This is a genomic window from Serratia sp. T13T92 (assembly GCF_047530105.1).
Classification (GTDB): Bacteria; Pseudomonadota; Gammaproteobacteria; order Enterobacterales; family Enterobacteriaceae; genus Chania; species Chania fonticola.
On record NZ_JBLJAK010000015.1, the window covers coordinates 53,713 to 70,721 of the forward strand.

Annotated in this window: 12 protein-coding genes; 8 read left to right on the forward strand and 4 right to left on the reverse strand. The window is 53.4% G+C overall.

Annotated elements, in window-relative coordinates:
* Positions 1-131: 131 nt before the first annotated feature.
* The 4 genes from pflA to ycaO form a co-directional block, all read right to left on the reverse strand.
* Positions 132-872 carry a pyruvate formate lyase 1-activating protein gene (pflA, locus tag ACMV5I_RS15565; protein ID WP_024484611.1) on the reverse strand — a complete coding sequence of 247 codons (741 nt, stop codon included), beginning with the start codon at positions 870-872 and terminating at the stop codon, positions 132-134.
* Positions 873-1,181: 309 nt separating this feature from the next.
* Positions 1,182-3,464, reverse strand: a complete 2,283-nt coding sequence (pflB, locus tag ACMV5I_RS15570) for a formate C-acetyltransferase (RefSeq protein WP_065685327.1) — start codon at positions 3,462-3,464, stop codon at positions 1,182-1,184.
* A gap of 60 nt (positions 3,465-3,524) precedes the next feature.
* Positions 3,525-4,385, reverse strand: coding sequence for a formate transporter FocA (gene focA, locus ACMV5I_RS15575; RefSeq protein WP_121606466.1), 861 nt, complete (start codon positions 4,383-4,385; stop codon positions 3,525-3,527).
* A gap of 525 nt (positions 4,386-4,910) precedes the next feature.
* Positions 4,911-6,674, reverse strand: a complete 1,764-nt coding sequence (gene ycaO, locus ACMV5I_RS15580; protein WP_414824766.1) for a 30S ribosomal protein S12 methylthiotransferase accessory factor YcaO — start codon at positions 6,672-6,674, stop codon at positions 4,911-4,913.
* 148 nt (positions 6,675-6,822) lie between these two features.
* Here ycaO and ansB point away from each other — a divergent pair, with 148 nt between their 5' ends.
* The 8 genes from ansB (at position 6,823) to ACMV5I_RS15620 (ending at position 17,000) form a co-directional block, all read left to right on the forward strand.
* Positions 6,823-7,869 (forward strand): L-asparaginase 2, encoded by a 1,047-nt coding sequence (gene ansB, locus ACMV5I_RS15585; RefSeq protein WP_414824767.1) that lies wholly within the window; start codon positions 6,823-6,825, stop codon positions 7,867-7,869.
* An 86-nt stretch (positions 7,870-7,955) separates the two neighbouring features.
* Positions 7,956-8,648, forward strand: a complete 693-nt coding sequence (locus tag ACMV5I_RS15590; protein WP_248946599.1) for a DUF421 domain-containing protein — start codon at positions 7,956-7,958, stop codon at positions 8,646-8,648.
* Positions 8,649-8,896: 248 nt separating this feature from the next.
* The gene (gene serC, locus ACMV5I_RS15595; RefSeq protein ID WP_024484605.1) at positions 8,897-9,982 is read left to right on the forward strand and encodes a 3-phosphoserine/phosphohydroxythreonine transaminase; all 1,086 of its coding nucleotides are present in this window, start codon (positions 8,897-8,899) and stop codon (positions 9,980-9,982) included.
* 116 nt (positions 9,983-10,098) lie between these two features.
* Positions 10,099-11,385, forward strand: a complete 1,287-nt coding sequence (gene aroA, locus ACMV5I_RS15600; protein ID WP_024484604.1) for a 3-phosphoshikimate 1-carboxyvinyltransferase — start codon at positions 10,099-10,101, stop codon at positions 11,383-11,385.
* A 192-nt stretch (positions 11,386-11,577) separates the two neighbouring features.
* On the forward strand, positions 11,578-12,267 hold the full coding sequence (cmk, locus tag ACMV5I_RS15605; RefSeq protein ID WP_414824768.1) for a (d)CMP kinase: 690 nt from the start codon (positions 11,578-11,580) through the stop codon (positions 12,265-12,267).
* Positions 12,268-12,458: 191 nt separating this feature from the next.
* Positions 12,459-14,135: a 30S ribosomal protein S1 gene (gene rpsA / locus ACMV5I_RS15610; RefSeq protein ID WP_021804919.1), complete on the forward strand. Its 1,677-nt coding sequence runs from the start codon at positions 12,459-12,461 to the stop codon at positions 14,133-14,135.
* 62 nt (positions 14,136-14,197) lie between these two features.
* Positions 14,198-14,482 carry an integration host factor subunit beta gene (ihfB, locus tag ACMV5I_RS15615; protein WP_004928264.1) on the forward strand — a complete coding sequence of 95 codons (285 nt, stop codon included), beginning with the start codon at positions 14,198-14,200 and terminating at the stop codon, positions 14,480-14,482.
* A gap of 229 nt (positions 14,483-14,711) precedes the next feature.
* Entirely contained in the window at positions 14,712-17,000 is a 2,289-nt protein-coding gene (locus tag ACMV5I_RS15620) for a ComEC family protein (protein WP_414824769.1), read from the forward strand.
* Positions 17,001-17,009: the final 9 nt, after the last annotated feature.

A 17,009-nucleotide genomic window follows, 5' to 3' on the forward strand; every position in this document is an offset into this window, starting at 1 on the left:
TTTTGTTAAGTGTTATTTATTAATGCATTTTGCAAAAAAGCAGTTCAACCGCAATGTTGGCGAAGTCTCTTGAACAGGGGACCTGATCAAGAGACCGCTCACAGGAAGAAGGTTAGGACATCTGCGGGAGCTTAATAGATCACTTTATGGCCGTAGCTTTCCAGGATCCCTTTCACGCGATCCATGGTGTCGGCCTTCGGCGGATGAACGCCGTCCAGCTTGTACTCTTCACCCATCGCTATCCATTTGTGCTTGCCTAGCTCGTGGTAAGGCAACAGCTCGATCTTCTCGATATTGGTCATATCCTTGGTGAACTCACCGAGCAGATGCGTAGATTTATCATCATCAGACCAGCCCGGCACCACCACGTAGCGGATCCAGGTGCGTTGATTACGCTTGGCCAGATAACGGGCAAACTCCAGCGTGCGGTGGTTGGAAACTCCCACCAGGTTCTGGTGAATATCGTCATTCATCTGTTTCAGATCGAGCATCACCAGATCGGTAGTATCCAGCAGCTCATCGATCACTGGGTCGTAACGGCGGACAAAACCGTTGGTGTCCAGACAGGTGCTGATCCCTTCCTTGTGACAGGCGCGGAACCAGTCGCGGACAAACTCGGCCTGCAGGATCGCTTCGCCGCCGGACGCCGTTACGCCACCGCCGGAAGCGTTCATAAAGTGACGGTAGGCCACGGTATCGGTCATCAGCTCTTCAACCGTGACCTCTTTGCCGCCGTGGGTGTCCCAGGTATCGCGATTATGGCAGTACAGGCAGCGCATCAGGCAACCCTGGAAGAACACGATAAAGCGGATACCTGGGCCATCAACGGTGCCACAGGATTCGAAAGAGTGGATGCGGCCTTTCAAGGACATTGCGGGTTTCTCCAAAATCGACTGTCAAACGCAGTCTAAAATAGGCTGGTAACCGCCAGGCAGGGATCAACGATGTGGCGAAAAAAGGCGCCAGGTAAAACGATTCCTGTTGGCCGGTTACGTACCGGATCACTGTTTTGCCAGATATCCATGCAGTATATACCTATCACAGGCTAAGCAGCAGCGTAGATACCTGGCAAAACAGACTCAAGACCAGAGTCAGGGAGTGCTTAGTAAAAAGGCCGGAATATCCGGCCTTGGTAAGATTTGTTCAGCGGGGCAGAACGATCCGCCCCGGAGAAACCGCGATTAGATCGACTGGGTGAAAGTACGAGTAATCACGTCTTGTTGCTGTTCTTTGGTCAACGCGTTAAAACGCACTGCGTAACCCGATACGCGGATGGTCAGCTGAGGATATTTCTCAGGGTTTTCCATCGCGTCCAGCAGCATTTCACGGTTCATCACGTTCACGTTCAGGTGCTGACCGCCTTCGATGGACGCTTCGTGGTGGAAGTAACCATCCATCAGACCCGCCAGGTTGGCTTTACGCACGTCGTCATCTTTACCCAACGCGTTAGGCACGATGGAGAAGGTGTAAGAGATACCATCTTTCGCATAGGCAAACGGCAGTTTGGCTACGGAGGTCAGAGAGGCTACAGCACCTTTCTGATCGCGGCCGTGCATTGGGTTGGCACCTGGACCAAATGGTGCGCCAGCACGGCGGCCATCTGGGGTGTTACCGGTTTTCTTACCATAAACCACGTTAGAGGTAATGGTCAGCACGGACTGAGTTGGTACCGCATTGCGGTAGGTACGCAGTTTCTGAATTTTCTTCATGAAACGTTCTACCAGGTCACAAGCGATGTCATCTACGCGAGAATCGTTGTTACCGAACTGCGGATATTCACCTTCGATTTTGAAGTCGACAGCCAGGCCGTCTTCGTCACGGATGGTGGATACTTTGGCGTACTTGATGGCAGACAGGGAGTCGGCAGCTACGGACAGACCCGCGATACCACAAGCCATGGTGCGATAAACATCACGGTCATGCAGAGCCATCAGCGCAGCTTCATAGCTGTACTTGTCGTGCATGTAGTGAATGATGTTCAACGAGGTCACATACTGCTTGGCCAGCCAGTCCATGAAGTGGTCCATACGTTCCATGACTTTGTCATAGTCCAGCACGGTGTCCATCATTGGGGCTTCTTTCGGGCCAACCTGCATTTTCAGTTTTTCATCAACGCCGCCGTTGATTGCGTACAACATGGTTTTCGCCAAGTTGGCACGCGCACCGAAGAACTGCATTTGCTTACCGACAATCATCGGGCTGACGCAACAGGCGATGGCATAGTCATCGTTGTTGAAGTCTGGGCGCATCAGGTCGTCGTTTTCATACTGTACGGAGGAGGTGTCGATAGACACTTTCGCGGCGTATTTTTTGAAGTTCAACGGCAGTTTTTCAGACCACAGGATAGTCATGTTTGGCTCTGGAGATGGCCCCATGGTGTACAGCGTGTTCAGGAAGCGGAAGCTGTTTTTAGTTACCAGCGTACGACCATCAACACCCATACCAGCCAGGGATTCTGTTGCCCAGATTGGGTCACCAGAGAACAGCTCATCATACTCAGGAGTACGCAGGAAGCGAACCATACGCAGTTTCATGACCAGGTGGTCGATCAGTTCTTGCGCCTGCAGTTCGGTCAGTTTACCGGCCTTGATATCGCGCTCAATGAACACGTCCAGGAAGGTAGATACGCGGCCGAAGGACATGGCTGCACCGTTCTGGGATTTCACCGCGGCCAGGTAGCCGAAGTAGGTCCACTGTACGGCTTCTTGAGCGGTGCTGGCTGGGCCAGAAATGTCGTAGCCGTATTTGGCGGCCATTTCTTTAATCTGAGCCAGGGCACGGTGCTGTTCAGCAATTTCTTCGCGCAACTGGATGGTCATTTCCAGATCTTCGCCATTTTCCAGACGGGTCTGCAGAGACTTGAACTGGTTCAGCTTGTCGGCCATCAGGAAGTCGATACCGTACAAAGCAACGCGACGGTAGTCACCGATGATACGGCCACGGCCATATGCATCTGGCAGACCGGTCAACACGCCAGACTTACGGCAGTTCAGGATGTCTTTGGTGTAAACGTCGAATACGCCCTGGTTGTGGGTTTTGCGGTATTCGGTGAACACTTTCTTCACTTGTGGATCCAGTTCACGGCCATAAACCTTGCATGAACCTTCAACCATCTTGATGCCGCCGAATGGGATCAGCGCGCGTTTCAGAGGAGCATCGGTCTGCAAACCAACGATGGTTTCCAGATCTTTGTTGATATAGCCCGCATCATGAGAAGTCACGGTGGAGACGACGTTGGTATCGAAATCAACTGGCGCATGGGTGCGGTTTTCCAGTTTGATCCCTTCCATAACCTTGTCCCACAGAGTGGTAGTGGCTTGACTTGCGCCAGCCAGGAAGGATTCATCGCCCTCGTAAGGAGTGTAGTTTTTCTGGATGAAGTCACGTACGTTGACTTCTTTCTGCCAGTCACCTTCGCTGAAACCTTGCCAAGCGGTCGCTAACTTCTCGTTAAGTTCGGTCATTATACACCTACCTTCTAATGTGGATTTCTTTGTAAACCCGGCGCCGTGCCGGCCAACAGATTAGTGATTCTGTTTGCCGCCACGCAGATAAATTACCCAGTAAGTCAACCCAACCAGTAGACCACCGCCAATGATGTTACCGATGGTGACGGGGATCAGGTTGTCGATGATAAAGTTGCTTACGGTCAGATGAGCGAATTGCTCGGGTGCTGCCCCCACGGCTTGCCAAAACTCTGGCGTGGCAAAATGCTTAACCACTATACCCATAGGGATCATAAACATGTTGGCGATACTGTGCTCAAAGCCGCTGGCAACGAACATGGCTACCGGCAGGATCATGGCGAACATCTTGTCCATCAGGCTGCGGCCGGAGTAGCTCATCCAGACTGCCAGGCAAACCATCAGGTTAGCCAGGATGCCCAGACAGACGGCTTCGATAAAGGTGTGGTGCAGTTTATGGTCGGCGGTTTGCAATACGTTCAAACCCCACAGGCCATTGGCTGCCATATACTCGCCAGAGAACCAGATCAGAGCAACGAAGAACAGGGCACCAATCAGGTTGCCAACATAGACGTTTAACCAGTTAAGGGCCAGTTGCCCCCAGGTAATACGCCCGCTGGCTTTGGCAATCACGGTCAGTACGGTGGAGGTAAACAGGTCCGCCCCGCAGACGACGACCAGCATTAACCCCATGGAGAAGCAGATACCACCCACCAGCTTGGCGAGGCCGAAAGGAATGGCGGCGGTGCCGGTGGTCGCTGTGATATAAAAAACAAAGGCGATAGAAATGAACACACCTGCGGTGATCGCTAAATAAAAAGTCGTCAGCGGATGCTTGGTGGCTTTATACACCCCCGCATCCTCGGCAACTTTCGCCATCGCGGCAGGTAACAGCATATCGAAGGGGTTGTCAGCTCTCACACTAACTCTCGCTCTTAAGGGTTATTACAACACACTGAGATACTAGCAAAGCAGTATAGGGTAAAAATTGACTTGGATCATAACGCGCGGAAGTAAAACGGCTTAAAACCGCAAAATTAGTAGGGTTTATTGAGTTATATTGTTGATTTTTATGTAAAAAATATTTTTTAATGTTTACAAATAATTTTGAAGTTAACGGCGTTTTGGGCTGGGAAGGGTTAAGTTTTTGTACTTATTGTCGCTTTTTGATGAATAAGCATTAATTGATGGTTAATTAATATTTCACACCGGCGTAACAATTGGCGATTTAATTATCCTGTTGGCTGATAAGTGCGCTTTTGATAAAAACATTCAACGCCAGGGTTTGCCTTTTTTTTGATCGGCAACCGAATAAAGGCTGCTTCTTGGGGAGTAACGCCGGTAAGGTTCTACCGGCGTATCAATCCAATTTATGACCAACTACATTGGCTCACAACATAAGGGCGCTGCATGCGGCGCCCCTACGGCCAAATTCAGCAATCAGGCTTATGCCTGCGCCCAGTGACGGCGTTTAGCGGTTTGCAGTTTTTCGTAAGCCGCCAACAGCGCTTGGTGGGCCGGCAGGGCTTTCAAATCACTGTCGATGGCAAACAGGCCGTTGAAGCGCTCTTCGCCGCTCATGGCCGCAGAGGCCGCGTCAACCGCATCCTGACCATACATCTTCACGAAGGCCGTGTGATATTGGGCAGGGTCGCGTTCTGGCTCCAACGCCAACAGCAGCAGCGTCTGTAGGCAACGGTAGTAGTTACTGCGCTCCGGGGTAAACAGCGAGGCGTTGAACTCCTGCGTCCACTCGGCCCAGATCAGTGCCTGCTCGAGATCGCCACCGGCCAATGCCAGCATGGATTTCAGTTCGCCAACACGCAGGGTGTACCAGGCGTTGTCTTTACCAGAGGCAATGCCCAGCAATTCACGTACGCGGGTGAAATCGTCCAGCCCTTCATCATCCAACTGCTGGATCAGAGCCAGGTACTCTTCTGGTTCCCATTCGCTGCCCGGCAGTTGCAGCAGGGTTTCACGCAGGTGTGCGCCCATACTGTTGTTTGCCAGCAGCAGATCCTCTGCCGGATAGATGTCGGACATCCCCGGAACGATGATGCGGCAGGCGTACACGTCCAGGTGCTCGTAATCGGCGATATACACTTCGGCATCTTCTTTATTAAAGATGCTCATCAGGGTGGCGAACTCTTCCTGCGTACTGCCGCTGAAACTCCAGTCGACAAACGGATAGTCGGCATCCTGTTTGAACAGATCCCAGGAGATCAAACCGCTGGAATCGATGAAGTGAGTTTCCAGGTTGGCGTGCTCGGCCACTTCTTCGTCATCGAAGGTCGGGGCGGTAAACACATCCAGATCTTTCAAGCCGCGGCCTTGCAGCAGCTCGGTAACGGTACGCTCCAGTGCGACCCCGAAATCAGGGTGAGCACCAAAGGAGGCAAAGCAGGTGCCGTTGGCGGGGTTGAACAACACCACGCAGATCACCGGGTAGTTGCCGCCTAACGAGGCATCATAAGAGAGGATCGGGAAGCCTTCGGCCTCCAGCTTGGCGATCGCCTCAACCACGTCAGGATAGCGGTTCAGCACTTCGCTCGGGATTTCCGGCAGGCTGATGGACTCGGCGATGATGCGGTTTTTCACATAACGCTCGAACACTTCGGAGAGGCCCTGAACCCGCGCTTCGTTGGCGGTATTGCCAGCGGACATGCCGTTGGACACATACAGGTTGCCGATGATGTTCATCGGAATATAAACGGTCTGCTGATCCGACTGGCGGGTGAATGGCAGGGCGCAGATGCCACGATCGCTATTGCCAGACTGCAGATCGATCAGATCGCCGGCTGTCAGTTCCTGCTCCGGATCATAGAAGGCGTGCGTGCGCTCATCCAGGATGCCTTTTGGCAGTGAGTTGTCAGCCGGGATCGGGAACCATTTCTCATTGGGATAGTGAACGAAATCGCCTTCGGCAATCTGTTGGCCCAAATAGAAATCGGCGAAGAAATAGTTGGTCGACAGGCGCTCGAAATACTCGCCCAGCGCGGAAGCCAGCGCGGCCTTCTTGCTGGCGCCCTTACCGTTGGTGAAGCACAGCGGGCAATCGCGATCGCGGATATGCACTGACCAGACGTGTGGCACCGGATTCAGCCAGGAGGCTTCTTCGATATTGAAACCCAGATCGGTTAATTTCTGCTGAAAACGGGCGATGGAGTCTTCCAGCGCAGCGTCTTTGCCAGGAATAAAAGTTTGCGTCATTGTCTTCACTTATATGGCGTACTAAAAACGCGCAATGATACGGGGTTTTGTTCTCAAGCTCCACGTATTCCGAAAGCCGATCAGATGTCACAGTAATTATGTGGATAAAGACGATAATTCAGCGGGTTATCAATAACGGAGAAACGTAATGAAATCAGTGAAACTTAGCGTATTGGCACTACTGTTGTCCGGGGTTTGTGGTTCGGCACTGGCGTTACCTAATATCACCTTGCTGGCCACCGGCGGTACTATCGCTGGCGGTGGCGACTCGGCCACCAAGTCTAACTACACTGCGGGTAAACTGGGTGTAGAGGCGTTGGTGGATGCGGTGCCGGAGTTGAAAAAAGTTGCCAACGTGCAGGGCGAGCAGGTGGTCAACATCGGTTCGCAGGATATGAATGACGAAGTCTGGCTCAAGCTGGTCAAGAAAATTAATGCGGACTGTGCCAAAACCGATGGTTTCGTGATCACCCACGGTACCGACACGCTGGAGGAGACCGCCTATTTCCTGGATCTCACCGTCAAATGCGATAAGCCGGTAGTGATCGTGGGGGCGATGCGCCCGGCAACGGCCATAAGTGCCGATGGCCCATTTAACTTGTATAACGCAGTTGTCACAGCCGCTGACCCTCAATCGGCCAAGCGTGGCGTGCTGGTGGTGATGAATGATACGGTGCTCGATGGCCGCGACGTGACCAAAACCAATACCACCGGCGTACAGACTTTCCAGTCACCTAATTTTGGCCCGTTGGGATACATCCACAACGGCAAAATTGACTACCAACGTTCGCCACAGCGCAAGCACACCAGCGAAACGCCGTTTAACGTCGACCAGATGAGTACGCTGCCGACGGTCGGTATTATCTATAACTATGCCAACGCGTCCGATGCACCGGCCAAGGCGCTGATCGCCGAAGGTTATCAAGGGATCGTCAGCGCCGGGGTGGGTAACGGCAACCTGTATAAAACCGTGTTTGATACACTGGCCACGGCGGCCCATAACGGCGTGGCGGTAGTGCGTTCCTCCCGCGTGCCTACCGGTTCCACCACCGAAGATGCGGAAGTGGATGATACTAAACTCGGTTTTGTGGCAGCTGGAACGCTGAATCCGCAAAAAGCGAGAATTTTGCTACAGCTGGCATTAACTCAAACCAAAGACGCTAAACAGATCCAGGCGATGTTTAATCAGTATTGATTCCTGACTCAAGTGGGGGCGTAATGCCCCCATTTTCCCCGCCCAGACTATGCTGTAGGAAATCACTTTTTCACAGGAATGATTTCATGCAGGCATTTGATATCCAAAGAATGGCATTTGACGAGACCACGCCAGAGTTCTTGGCCGAGGTGGCGCTACGCTGCCTGTTCACTTTTTTGCTGGTATTTATCTTTTTAAAAATGACCGGGCGGCGTGGCGTACGCCAAATGTCGCTGTTTGAAGTGCTGATCATCCTGACCCTGGGGTCCGCCGCTGGTGACGTTGCGTTTTATCACGATGTTCCTTTGCTACCGGTGCTGATGGTGTTTGTTTCCATCATGGTGATGTATCGCTTTTCCACCTGGCTGATGGATCGCTTTCAAAAACTCCAGACCTGGATGGAGGGTGAACCGTTGATTCTGGTCAGTGAAGGGCTGTTCGATTGGGACATCCTGTGCCGGGAAAATATCACTCATGATGAGTTCTTTATGGAACTCCGTCAGGCCGGTGTTGAGCACCTTGGGCAGGTGAGATTAGCCATCCTTGAGGTGAACGGCACCATATCTGTGTATTTTTACCCGGATGAGCAGGTACGGCCCGGGTTACCGGTATTACCGGCAAAATGCGTCAAAAGCGTGGTTGAGATTGATGTGGAGGGGGATTACGCCTGCGGCATGTGTAGCCTGATCTCCACCTTGACGCCATCACCGGAACACGACTGCCCACGCTGTGGCAACCGTAAATGGATCGCAGCCCTGTCCCATAGCCGGGTCAGCTGAATACAGCACAAAAAACCGCGTTAACCCGCTGAATACGCCAGTGTCACAGCGTTTTATGGCACAAATAAACCCTGAGGCCGCAGAGCCTGTTATTTGCGGCCTCGCCAGTTTCCCACCCTTGGAACAATAAGCATTGCAGCCGGGTTACGTGAGTGATAAAACCGATAGAGTTGGTTAACATCAGCGTTAACTTCGGGCATATGTCGAAAGCCGGTTTTTACGGCGCACAGTGAATGTGGTGAGGGGAAATGACTCAGGTTTATAATTTTAGCTCAGGCCCGGCGATGCTGCCGGTTGAAGTGTTGCGTCGTGCGGAACAAGAGCTGTGCAACTGGCACGGTCTTGGCACTTCGGTGATGGAAATCAGCCATCGCAGTAAAGAATTCATCGCCGTCGCCGAACAGTCCGAACAGGATCTGCGCGATCTGCTGAAAGTCCCCGCCAACTATAAAGTGCTGTTCTGCCACGGCGGTGCCCGTGCGCAATTCGCCGCGTTGCCACTGAACCTGTTGGGCGATAACACCACTGCCGACTATATCGATGGCGGTTACTGGGCGCACAGTGCTATCACCGAAGCGGAAAAATACTGCCAGCCCAACGTGATCGACGTTAAAACCACCGTTGATGGCTTAAGCGGCATCAAGCCAATGAAAGAGTGGCAGCTGAGCGATAACGCGGCTTACGTCCACTATTGCCCGAACGAAACCATCGACGGCGTGGCGATTGATGAAACGCCAGACTTTGGCGATAAAGTGGTGATTGGCGATTACTCTTCGACCATCCTTTCCCGTCCGTTGGATGTCAGCCGTTTCGGCGTTATCTATGCGGGCGCACAGAAAAACATTGGTCCCGCTGGCCTGACGCTGGTGATCGTGCGTGATGACCTGCTGGGTAAAGCACGTCGTGAAGTCCCGTCGATCCTGGATTACACCGTGTTGGCAGAAAATGACTCGATGTTCAATACGCCGCCAACCTTCGCCTGGTATCTGTCTGGCCTGGTCTTCAAATGGCTGAAAGAGCAGGGCGGCCTGGTGGAAATGCAAAAGCGCAACCAGGCCAAGGCCGAGTTGCTGTATAGCACTATCGATCAGTCGGACTTCTACCGTAGCCGCGTGGCCATTGCCAACCGCTCCTGGATGAACGTTCCATTCCAGCTTGCCGATCCTGCGCTGGATAAAGTGTTCCTGAGCGAAGCAGAAGCCATTGGCCTGCAGGCACTGAAGGGCCACCGCGTAGTAGGCGGCATGCGTGCTTCCATCTATAATGCGATGCCGCTGGCGGGCGTGAAGACCCTGACCGACTTTATGGTCGATTTTGAACGTCGCCATGGTTGATTGCCACCGCCCGCATTGAACGGGCGGTCGTACCGCTGTTGTCCTTTTGCATTAAAGCGGCTCCGGCATTATCCCGGGGCCGTTTCGTTTATCAGATTCTGGAGAGTTTTGTTCACATGGTGGATTCCCTGACGTTACAACCGGTTGCTTTGGTCGATGGCACCGTCAACTTACCCGGCTCCAAGAGCGTATCCAATCGGGCTTTGCTACTGGCTGCGCTGGCGCGGGGAACAACCCGGCTGACCAACCTGCTGGATAGCGACGACGTGCGTCATATGCTGAATGCCTTGCAAGCGCTGGGGGTGAGTTACCAGCTCTCCGACGATCGCACCACCTGTTCCGTTGAGGGTAACGCTGGCCCGTTGGTCGCCACGCAGCCGTTGGAGCTGTTCCTCGGTAATGCCGGTACGGCAATGCGTCCATTAGCGGCGGCACTGTGCCTGGGTGAGGGCGACGTGGTGTTGACCGGCGAACCGCGCATGAAAGAACGCCCGATCGGCCATCTGGTAGATGCCTTACGCCAGGGCGGAGCGCAAATCGATTACCTTGAACAAACCGATTATCCACCTGTGCGCCTGCGTGGCGGTTTCCGCGGCGGCGACGTCAGCGTTGACGGCAGCGTATCCAGCCAGTTCCTGACTGCCTTGCTGATGATGGCACCGTTGGCGGCCCAAGACACCGCTATCCATATTTTGGGGGAGCTGGTTTCCAAACCTTATATCGATATTACCCTGCACCTGATGAGTACTTTCGGCGTTGAAGTCACGCACGACAACTATCGCGTGTTCCATATCCGTGGGCAGCAGACTTACCGTTCGCCAGGCGACTATCTGGTGGAGGGTGATGCCTCTTCGGCATCCTATTTCCTGGCTGCTGCGGCGATTAAGGGCGGCACCGTGCGTGTCACCGGTATCGGTAAGAAAAGCGTGCAAGGCGATACCAAATTTGCCGATGTGCTGGAAAAAATGGGCGCGCGCATCACCTGGGGTGATGACTTTATCGAGTGTAGCCGCGGTGAGTTGAAAGGCATCGATATGGACATGAATCACATTCCAGATGCGGCGATGACCATTGCCACCACCGCGCTGTTCGCGACCGGGCCGACCACCATCCGCAATATCTACAACTGGCGGGTAAAAGAAACCGACCGTTTGGCGGCGATGGCAACAGAACTGCGCAAAGTGGGTGCAGAGGTCGATGAAGGTGAGGATTACATTCACGTCGTGCCGCCAAGCAAGCTGCAGTTTGCCGAGATTGGAACCTACAACGATCACCGCATGGCGATGTGTTTCTCGCTGGTGGCGCTGTCCGATACGCCGGTGACCATTCTTGATCCGAAGTGTACCGCCAAGACCTTCCCAGACTATTTTGAGCAGTTGGCGCGTATCAGCCAATTGGCCTAGTCTTCTCTATATTCGTTATCAATGGGCCTCGTTTGAGGCCTTTTTTGCGCATTGGTGCCCATCTTTTCGGCAATCAGACAGTTCGCGGTAACAGTAAACTCCACAGGCGCGTATAATACGCCCCCGAATCTGCTCCTATTTGGGCAGACAGCAGGCGTGTTCCTGTGAGGTTTCTACCTGAAGGAGAGAGAAATGACGGCTACAGTTCCGGTGATAACCGTTGATGGACCAAGTGGTGCAGGTAAAGGCACACTGTGCAAAGCGCTGGCAGAATCCCTTGGTTGGCGTTTGCTGGATTCCGGCGCGATTTATCGCGTCCTGGCCATGGCAGCGTTGCACCATCAGGTGGATATCACCTCTGAAGAGGCGTTAGTCCCCTTGGCCGCCCATCTCGACGTCCGCTTTGTTGCTCAGGACGGCAAGCTGCAGGTTATTTTGGAAGGTGAGGACGTCAGTAACGAGATCCGCACCGAAACCGTTGGCAATACGGCTTCGCAAACGGCCGCGTTCCCACGAGTTCGTGAGGCGCTGCTGCGCCGCCAACGCGCATTCCGCGAGGCTCCGGGCCTGATCGCCGATGGCCGTGACATGGGCACGGTGGTGTTCCCGGATGCGCCGGTTAAAATTTTCCTTGACGCCAGTTCCGAAGAGCGTGCGCATCGTCGCATGCTACAGTTGCAGGAAAAGGGCTTTAATGTTAACTTTGAACGTCTTTTAGCCGAGATAAAGGAACGGGATGACCGTGACCGTAATCGGGCTATTGCGCCACTGGTACCGGCTCTCGATGCCCTCGTGTTGGATTCTACCAGCATGTCGATCGAGGAAGTGATCCAGCGGGCGTTGGCATATGCACATGAAGTTTTGGCGTTGCCGCAGCAATAAGCGCGGCGGCGTTTTTAGCTTTTTGTTATATTTGTCATCGTACTGCATAGCAGTAACTGAATATATCGGGTAAAATTTTACCCCTGTAACCTAAACCTTGTCGGCAGGAAGCCAATGGCAAGGTATGTGAAACAACCCCATTCGGCGGGACGCTAAATGGACGTTAAACTATAGAACCCTGAAGATTAAACATGACTGAATCTTTCGCTCAACTCTTTGAAGAATCCCTGAAAACAATCGAAACCCGTCCGGGTTCCATCGTTCGTGGTGTTGTTGTTGCTATCGATAAAGATGTCGTACTGGTTGACGCCGGTCTGAAATCTGAATCTGCCATTCCGGCTGAGCAATTCAAAAACGCCCAGGGCGAGCTGGAAATCCAGGTTGGTGACGAAGTTGACGTTGCGCTGGACGCTGTTGAAGATGGCTTCGGTGAAACTCTGCTGTCCCGTGAGAAAGCTAAGCGTCACGAAGCTTGGATCACGCTGGAAAAAGCTTACGAAGAAGCTGAAACTGTCGTCGGTGTTATCAACGGCAAAGTTAAGGGTGGCTTCACTGTAGAGCTGAACGGTATTCGTGCGTTCCTGCCAGGTTCCCTGGTTGACGTGCGTCCAGTTCGCGACACTCTGCACCTGGAAGGCAAAGAGCTTGAGTTCAAAGTCATCAAGCTGGATCAGAAGCGCAACAACGTTGTTGTTTCTCGTCGTGCAGTAATCGAATCCGAAAACAGCGCAGAGCGCGATCAACTGCTGGAAAACCTGCAGGAAGGCATGGAAGTTAAAGGTATCGTTAAGAACCTCACTGACTACGGTGCATTCGTGGATCTGGGCGGCGTTGACGGCCTGCTGCACATCACTGACATGGCTTGGAAACGCGTTAAGCACCCAAGCGAAATTGTCAACGTGGGCGACGAAATCACTGTCAAGGTGCTGAAGTTCGACCGCGAGCGTACTCGTGTATCTCTGGGCCTGAAGCAACTGGGCGAAGATCCATGGGTTGCTATCGCTAAACGCTACCCAGAAGGCACCAAGCTGACTGGTCGTGTTACCAACCTGACTGATTACGGCTGCTTCGTGGAAATCGAAGAAGGCGTTGAAGGTCTGGTACACGTTTCTGAAATGGATTGGACCAACAAAAACATCCATCCGTCCAAAGTTGTTAACGTGGGCGATGTAGTGGAAGTGATGGTTCTGGACATCGATGAAGAGCGTCGTCGTATCTCCCTGGGCCTGAAGCAGTGCAAAAACAACCCATGGCAGCAGTTCGCAGAAACCCACAACAAGGGCGACCGCGTTGAAGGTAAAATCAAGTCTATCACTGACTTCGGTATCTTCATCGGCCTGGACGGCGGCATCGACGGCCTGGTTCACCTGTCTGACATCTCCTGGAACGTTGCAGGCGAAGAAGCAGTTCGTGAATACAAGAAAGGCGACGAAATCGCAGCTGTGGTTCTGCAAGTTGACGCAGAGCGCGAGCGTATCTCCCTGGGCGTGAAGCAACTGGCTGAAGATCCGTTCAATAACTACCTGTCTATGAACAAGAAAGGTACTATTGTTACTGGTAAAGTCACTGCAGTTGACGCCAAAGGTGCTACAGTTGAATTAGCAGGCGGCGTAGAAGGTTACCTGCGTGCTTCTGAAGCCTCTCGCGACCGTATTGAAGACGCAACTCTGGTTCTGAACGTTGGTGACGAAGTTGAAGCTAAATTCACTGGCGTTGACCGTAAGAACCGCGTTGTAAGCCTGTCCGTCCGTGCGAAGGACGAAGCTGACGAGAAAGATGCAATCGCTACGGTTAACAACACCAAGCCGGAAGAAAGCAACTTCTCTAACGCTATGGCTGAAGCCTTCAAAGCGGCTAAAGGCGAGTAATGACGGGGGGCGGTTTCTGACCGCCCCGATACGGTAGTTTAGCTGCAAAGCTTGGAGGAACTATGACCAAGTCTGAACTTATTGAAAGACTTGCTGGCCAGCAATCTCATATTCCGGCGAAGGCCGTTGAGGATGCAGTGAAAGAGATGCTCGAACACATGGCAGCTACGCTAGCCGAAGGTGAGCGCATCGAGATCCGCGGATTCGGCAGTTTTTCTCTTCACTACCGTGCTCCGCGCGTCGGCCGTAACCCTAAAACGGGTGATAAAGTTGAGTTGGACGGCAAGTACGTTCCTCACTTCAAGCCAGGTAAAGAGTTACGTGACCGTGCCAATATCTATGGCTAGTCGCTGACCACCCATAGTGTTGTTGCTTGTAAAGAATATAAAACGGTGCCTTAGGGTGCCGTTTTTTTTCGCCTAAAACCCCCCATACCTGCCAAAATTTGCGCTCTGCTACGCAACCTTTCCTGCAAATGCCAAATAGCCAACCGATTGTTTACGAACTGCTTTCCTGAGTAGCAACCTGCAACTGGCGGTTATCCGTCTGAGAAGTCACATTTGTTGCAGGATAAACTTGGCAAGGAGCGCGGAAATCAGGATCTCACTGGATAGGGCCGCCATCGCTTTGGTGATGGGGATGCTGCCAATACTGTTTTTGCCCCACTTACCGTCGTGGCTTTTATTGATGGGGCTAGCCGTTGCGGCTTTGTGGCTATGGCGATATAAACCGAATCCATGGCGTCAGGCACTGTGCTGCTGCCTACTGGGTTTTATTTACGCCACCGGCAGTGCCAGCCTGTTGATGCAACAAGTCGCAACGTTGACGACCAGCGGCGATAAAGCCGTGGTTGCTTCAGTGCGTAGCATTAGGCTGGACGGGGTTGAAACGCCACAGGTGCAACTGCGTATTGAGCAGGTTAGCGGGCGCTGGCTGGTGCCTGCACTGTCCTTTACGGCAAACTGGCGCGGCGAAAAGCCCTGTGCGGGGCAACGCTGGGCGATGAAGGTTCGCTTTCGCCCGGTACACAGCAGCCTGAATGAAGGGGGCTTTGACGGGCAGCGTTGGGCCATTGCTAATCGGCAACCGTTGCGTGGCTTTGTTCGTTCCGCAACGGCACTGGATAAGGGCTGCAACTGGCGCCAATTGATCGTCAAACAGAGGGATCGTTCGCTCATACCGCTGACGCAACGCCCAGTGTTGCTGGCGCTGGCGTTTGGCGAACGGACGCTGATGAGTAATGAGCTGCGTGGGCAACTGATGAAAACCGGCGTGGCTCACCTGATGGCGATTTCTGGCCTGCATATTTCCCTGGCCGCCGCCTTTGCCTGGGGGCTGGCGCGTGGCGTGCAGTTTTTATTGCCCGCGCGCTACATCGGCTACCGTCTGCCTCTGATCGTCAGTTGGTTGATGGCGCTGTGCTATGTGTGGCTGGCAGGTGGGCAACCTCCGGCAATGAGGGCCTTTATTGCCTTGTCTCTATGGCTCTGGTTGCGCCTCAAAGGGGTTTCCTGCACTTCCTGGCAAATCTGGCTGTGGTGTATCAGCCTGCTGTTGCTGTGCGATCCTATGTCAGTGCTTTCGGACAGCTTCTGGCTCTCTGCCCTGGCGGTTGCGGCCTTAATCTTTTGGTTCGAATGGGCGCCGTTGCCCAGGCGCTTCAGCACTTTTTTGGGGTGGGCACCTCTGCGTTGGCTACACATGCAACTAGGGATGACGCTGTTACTGATGCCGCTACAGTTTGGCCTGTTTCATGGCTTGAGCTGGACATCGTTACCCGCCAACCTTTGGGCGGTACCGATCGTTTCTCTGCTGTCGGTTCCGTTGATATTGTTAGCACTGATGCTGTTTTTTATTCCGCCGGTAAGTCGATGGTGTTGGCAATTGGCCGATCTTACCGTCAGTTGGGCCTTATGGCCGCTTCCCGGGCTCGAGCAAGGGTGGCTACAGGTTGGGGCTGCCTTGCTGCAATTTAGCGCCCTAGGGTGGTTAGCCGTGGTTTGCTGGCGTTTTCGCTGGTGGTATCACTTTCCTGTCGGTTGCGCCGTTGTGGTATTAAGTTGCCTGTTCTGGCGGGAAAGATCGCCAGATTATCGCTGGCGGGTCGATATGCTCGACGTAGGGCACGGCCTGGCGGTGGTAATCGAGAGGGAAGGAAAGGCCGTCATCTTTGATACGGGTAACCGCTGGCAAGCCTCTAGCGCGGCAGAGCGCAACATTTTGCCATTCCTGCGCTGGCGGCAGATCTCGCTGGAGCAAATCGTTATCAGCCATAGCCATCTGGATCATATCGGCGGCTTGCCGATATTGGCCGCCGCATTTCCACAGGCCAGCGTGCGTACGCCGATCGTTAACGTAGGCCACCTGCCTTGCGTACAAGGGCAACGGTGGGTGTGGCGAGAGCTAAACTTTCAGGTGTTGTGGCCACCTGCACGGGTGGATTATGCCGCTAACGATGATTCCTGCGTAGTGCGCGTCGATGACGGCAAGTTCAGCCTGTTGCTGACGGGTGATATTGAACGCCGGGCCGAGCAGGCGTTGCTGAAACAACGTGCGAATTTACCTAGCACTATCCTTCAGGTGCCTCATCATGGCAGCAAGACATCTTCAACGCCGCCATTTTTGCGTGCCGTTGCCCCCGAGCTGGCGTTTGCCTCGGCATCCCGCTATAACGCTTGGCGGTTACCGGCAGCAAAAATAGTCAAACGCTATCGGGAAAATCACATTCCCTGGCGTGATACGGCCCGCTCAGGGCAGCTCAGCGTGTTTTTTTATCGTCATGATTGGCAAGTTAAAGGCTTTCGCGAACAACTAAATCCACGTTGGTATCATCAGCGGTTTGGCGTTGAGGGGGATAATGAGTAGAATGGGCCG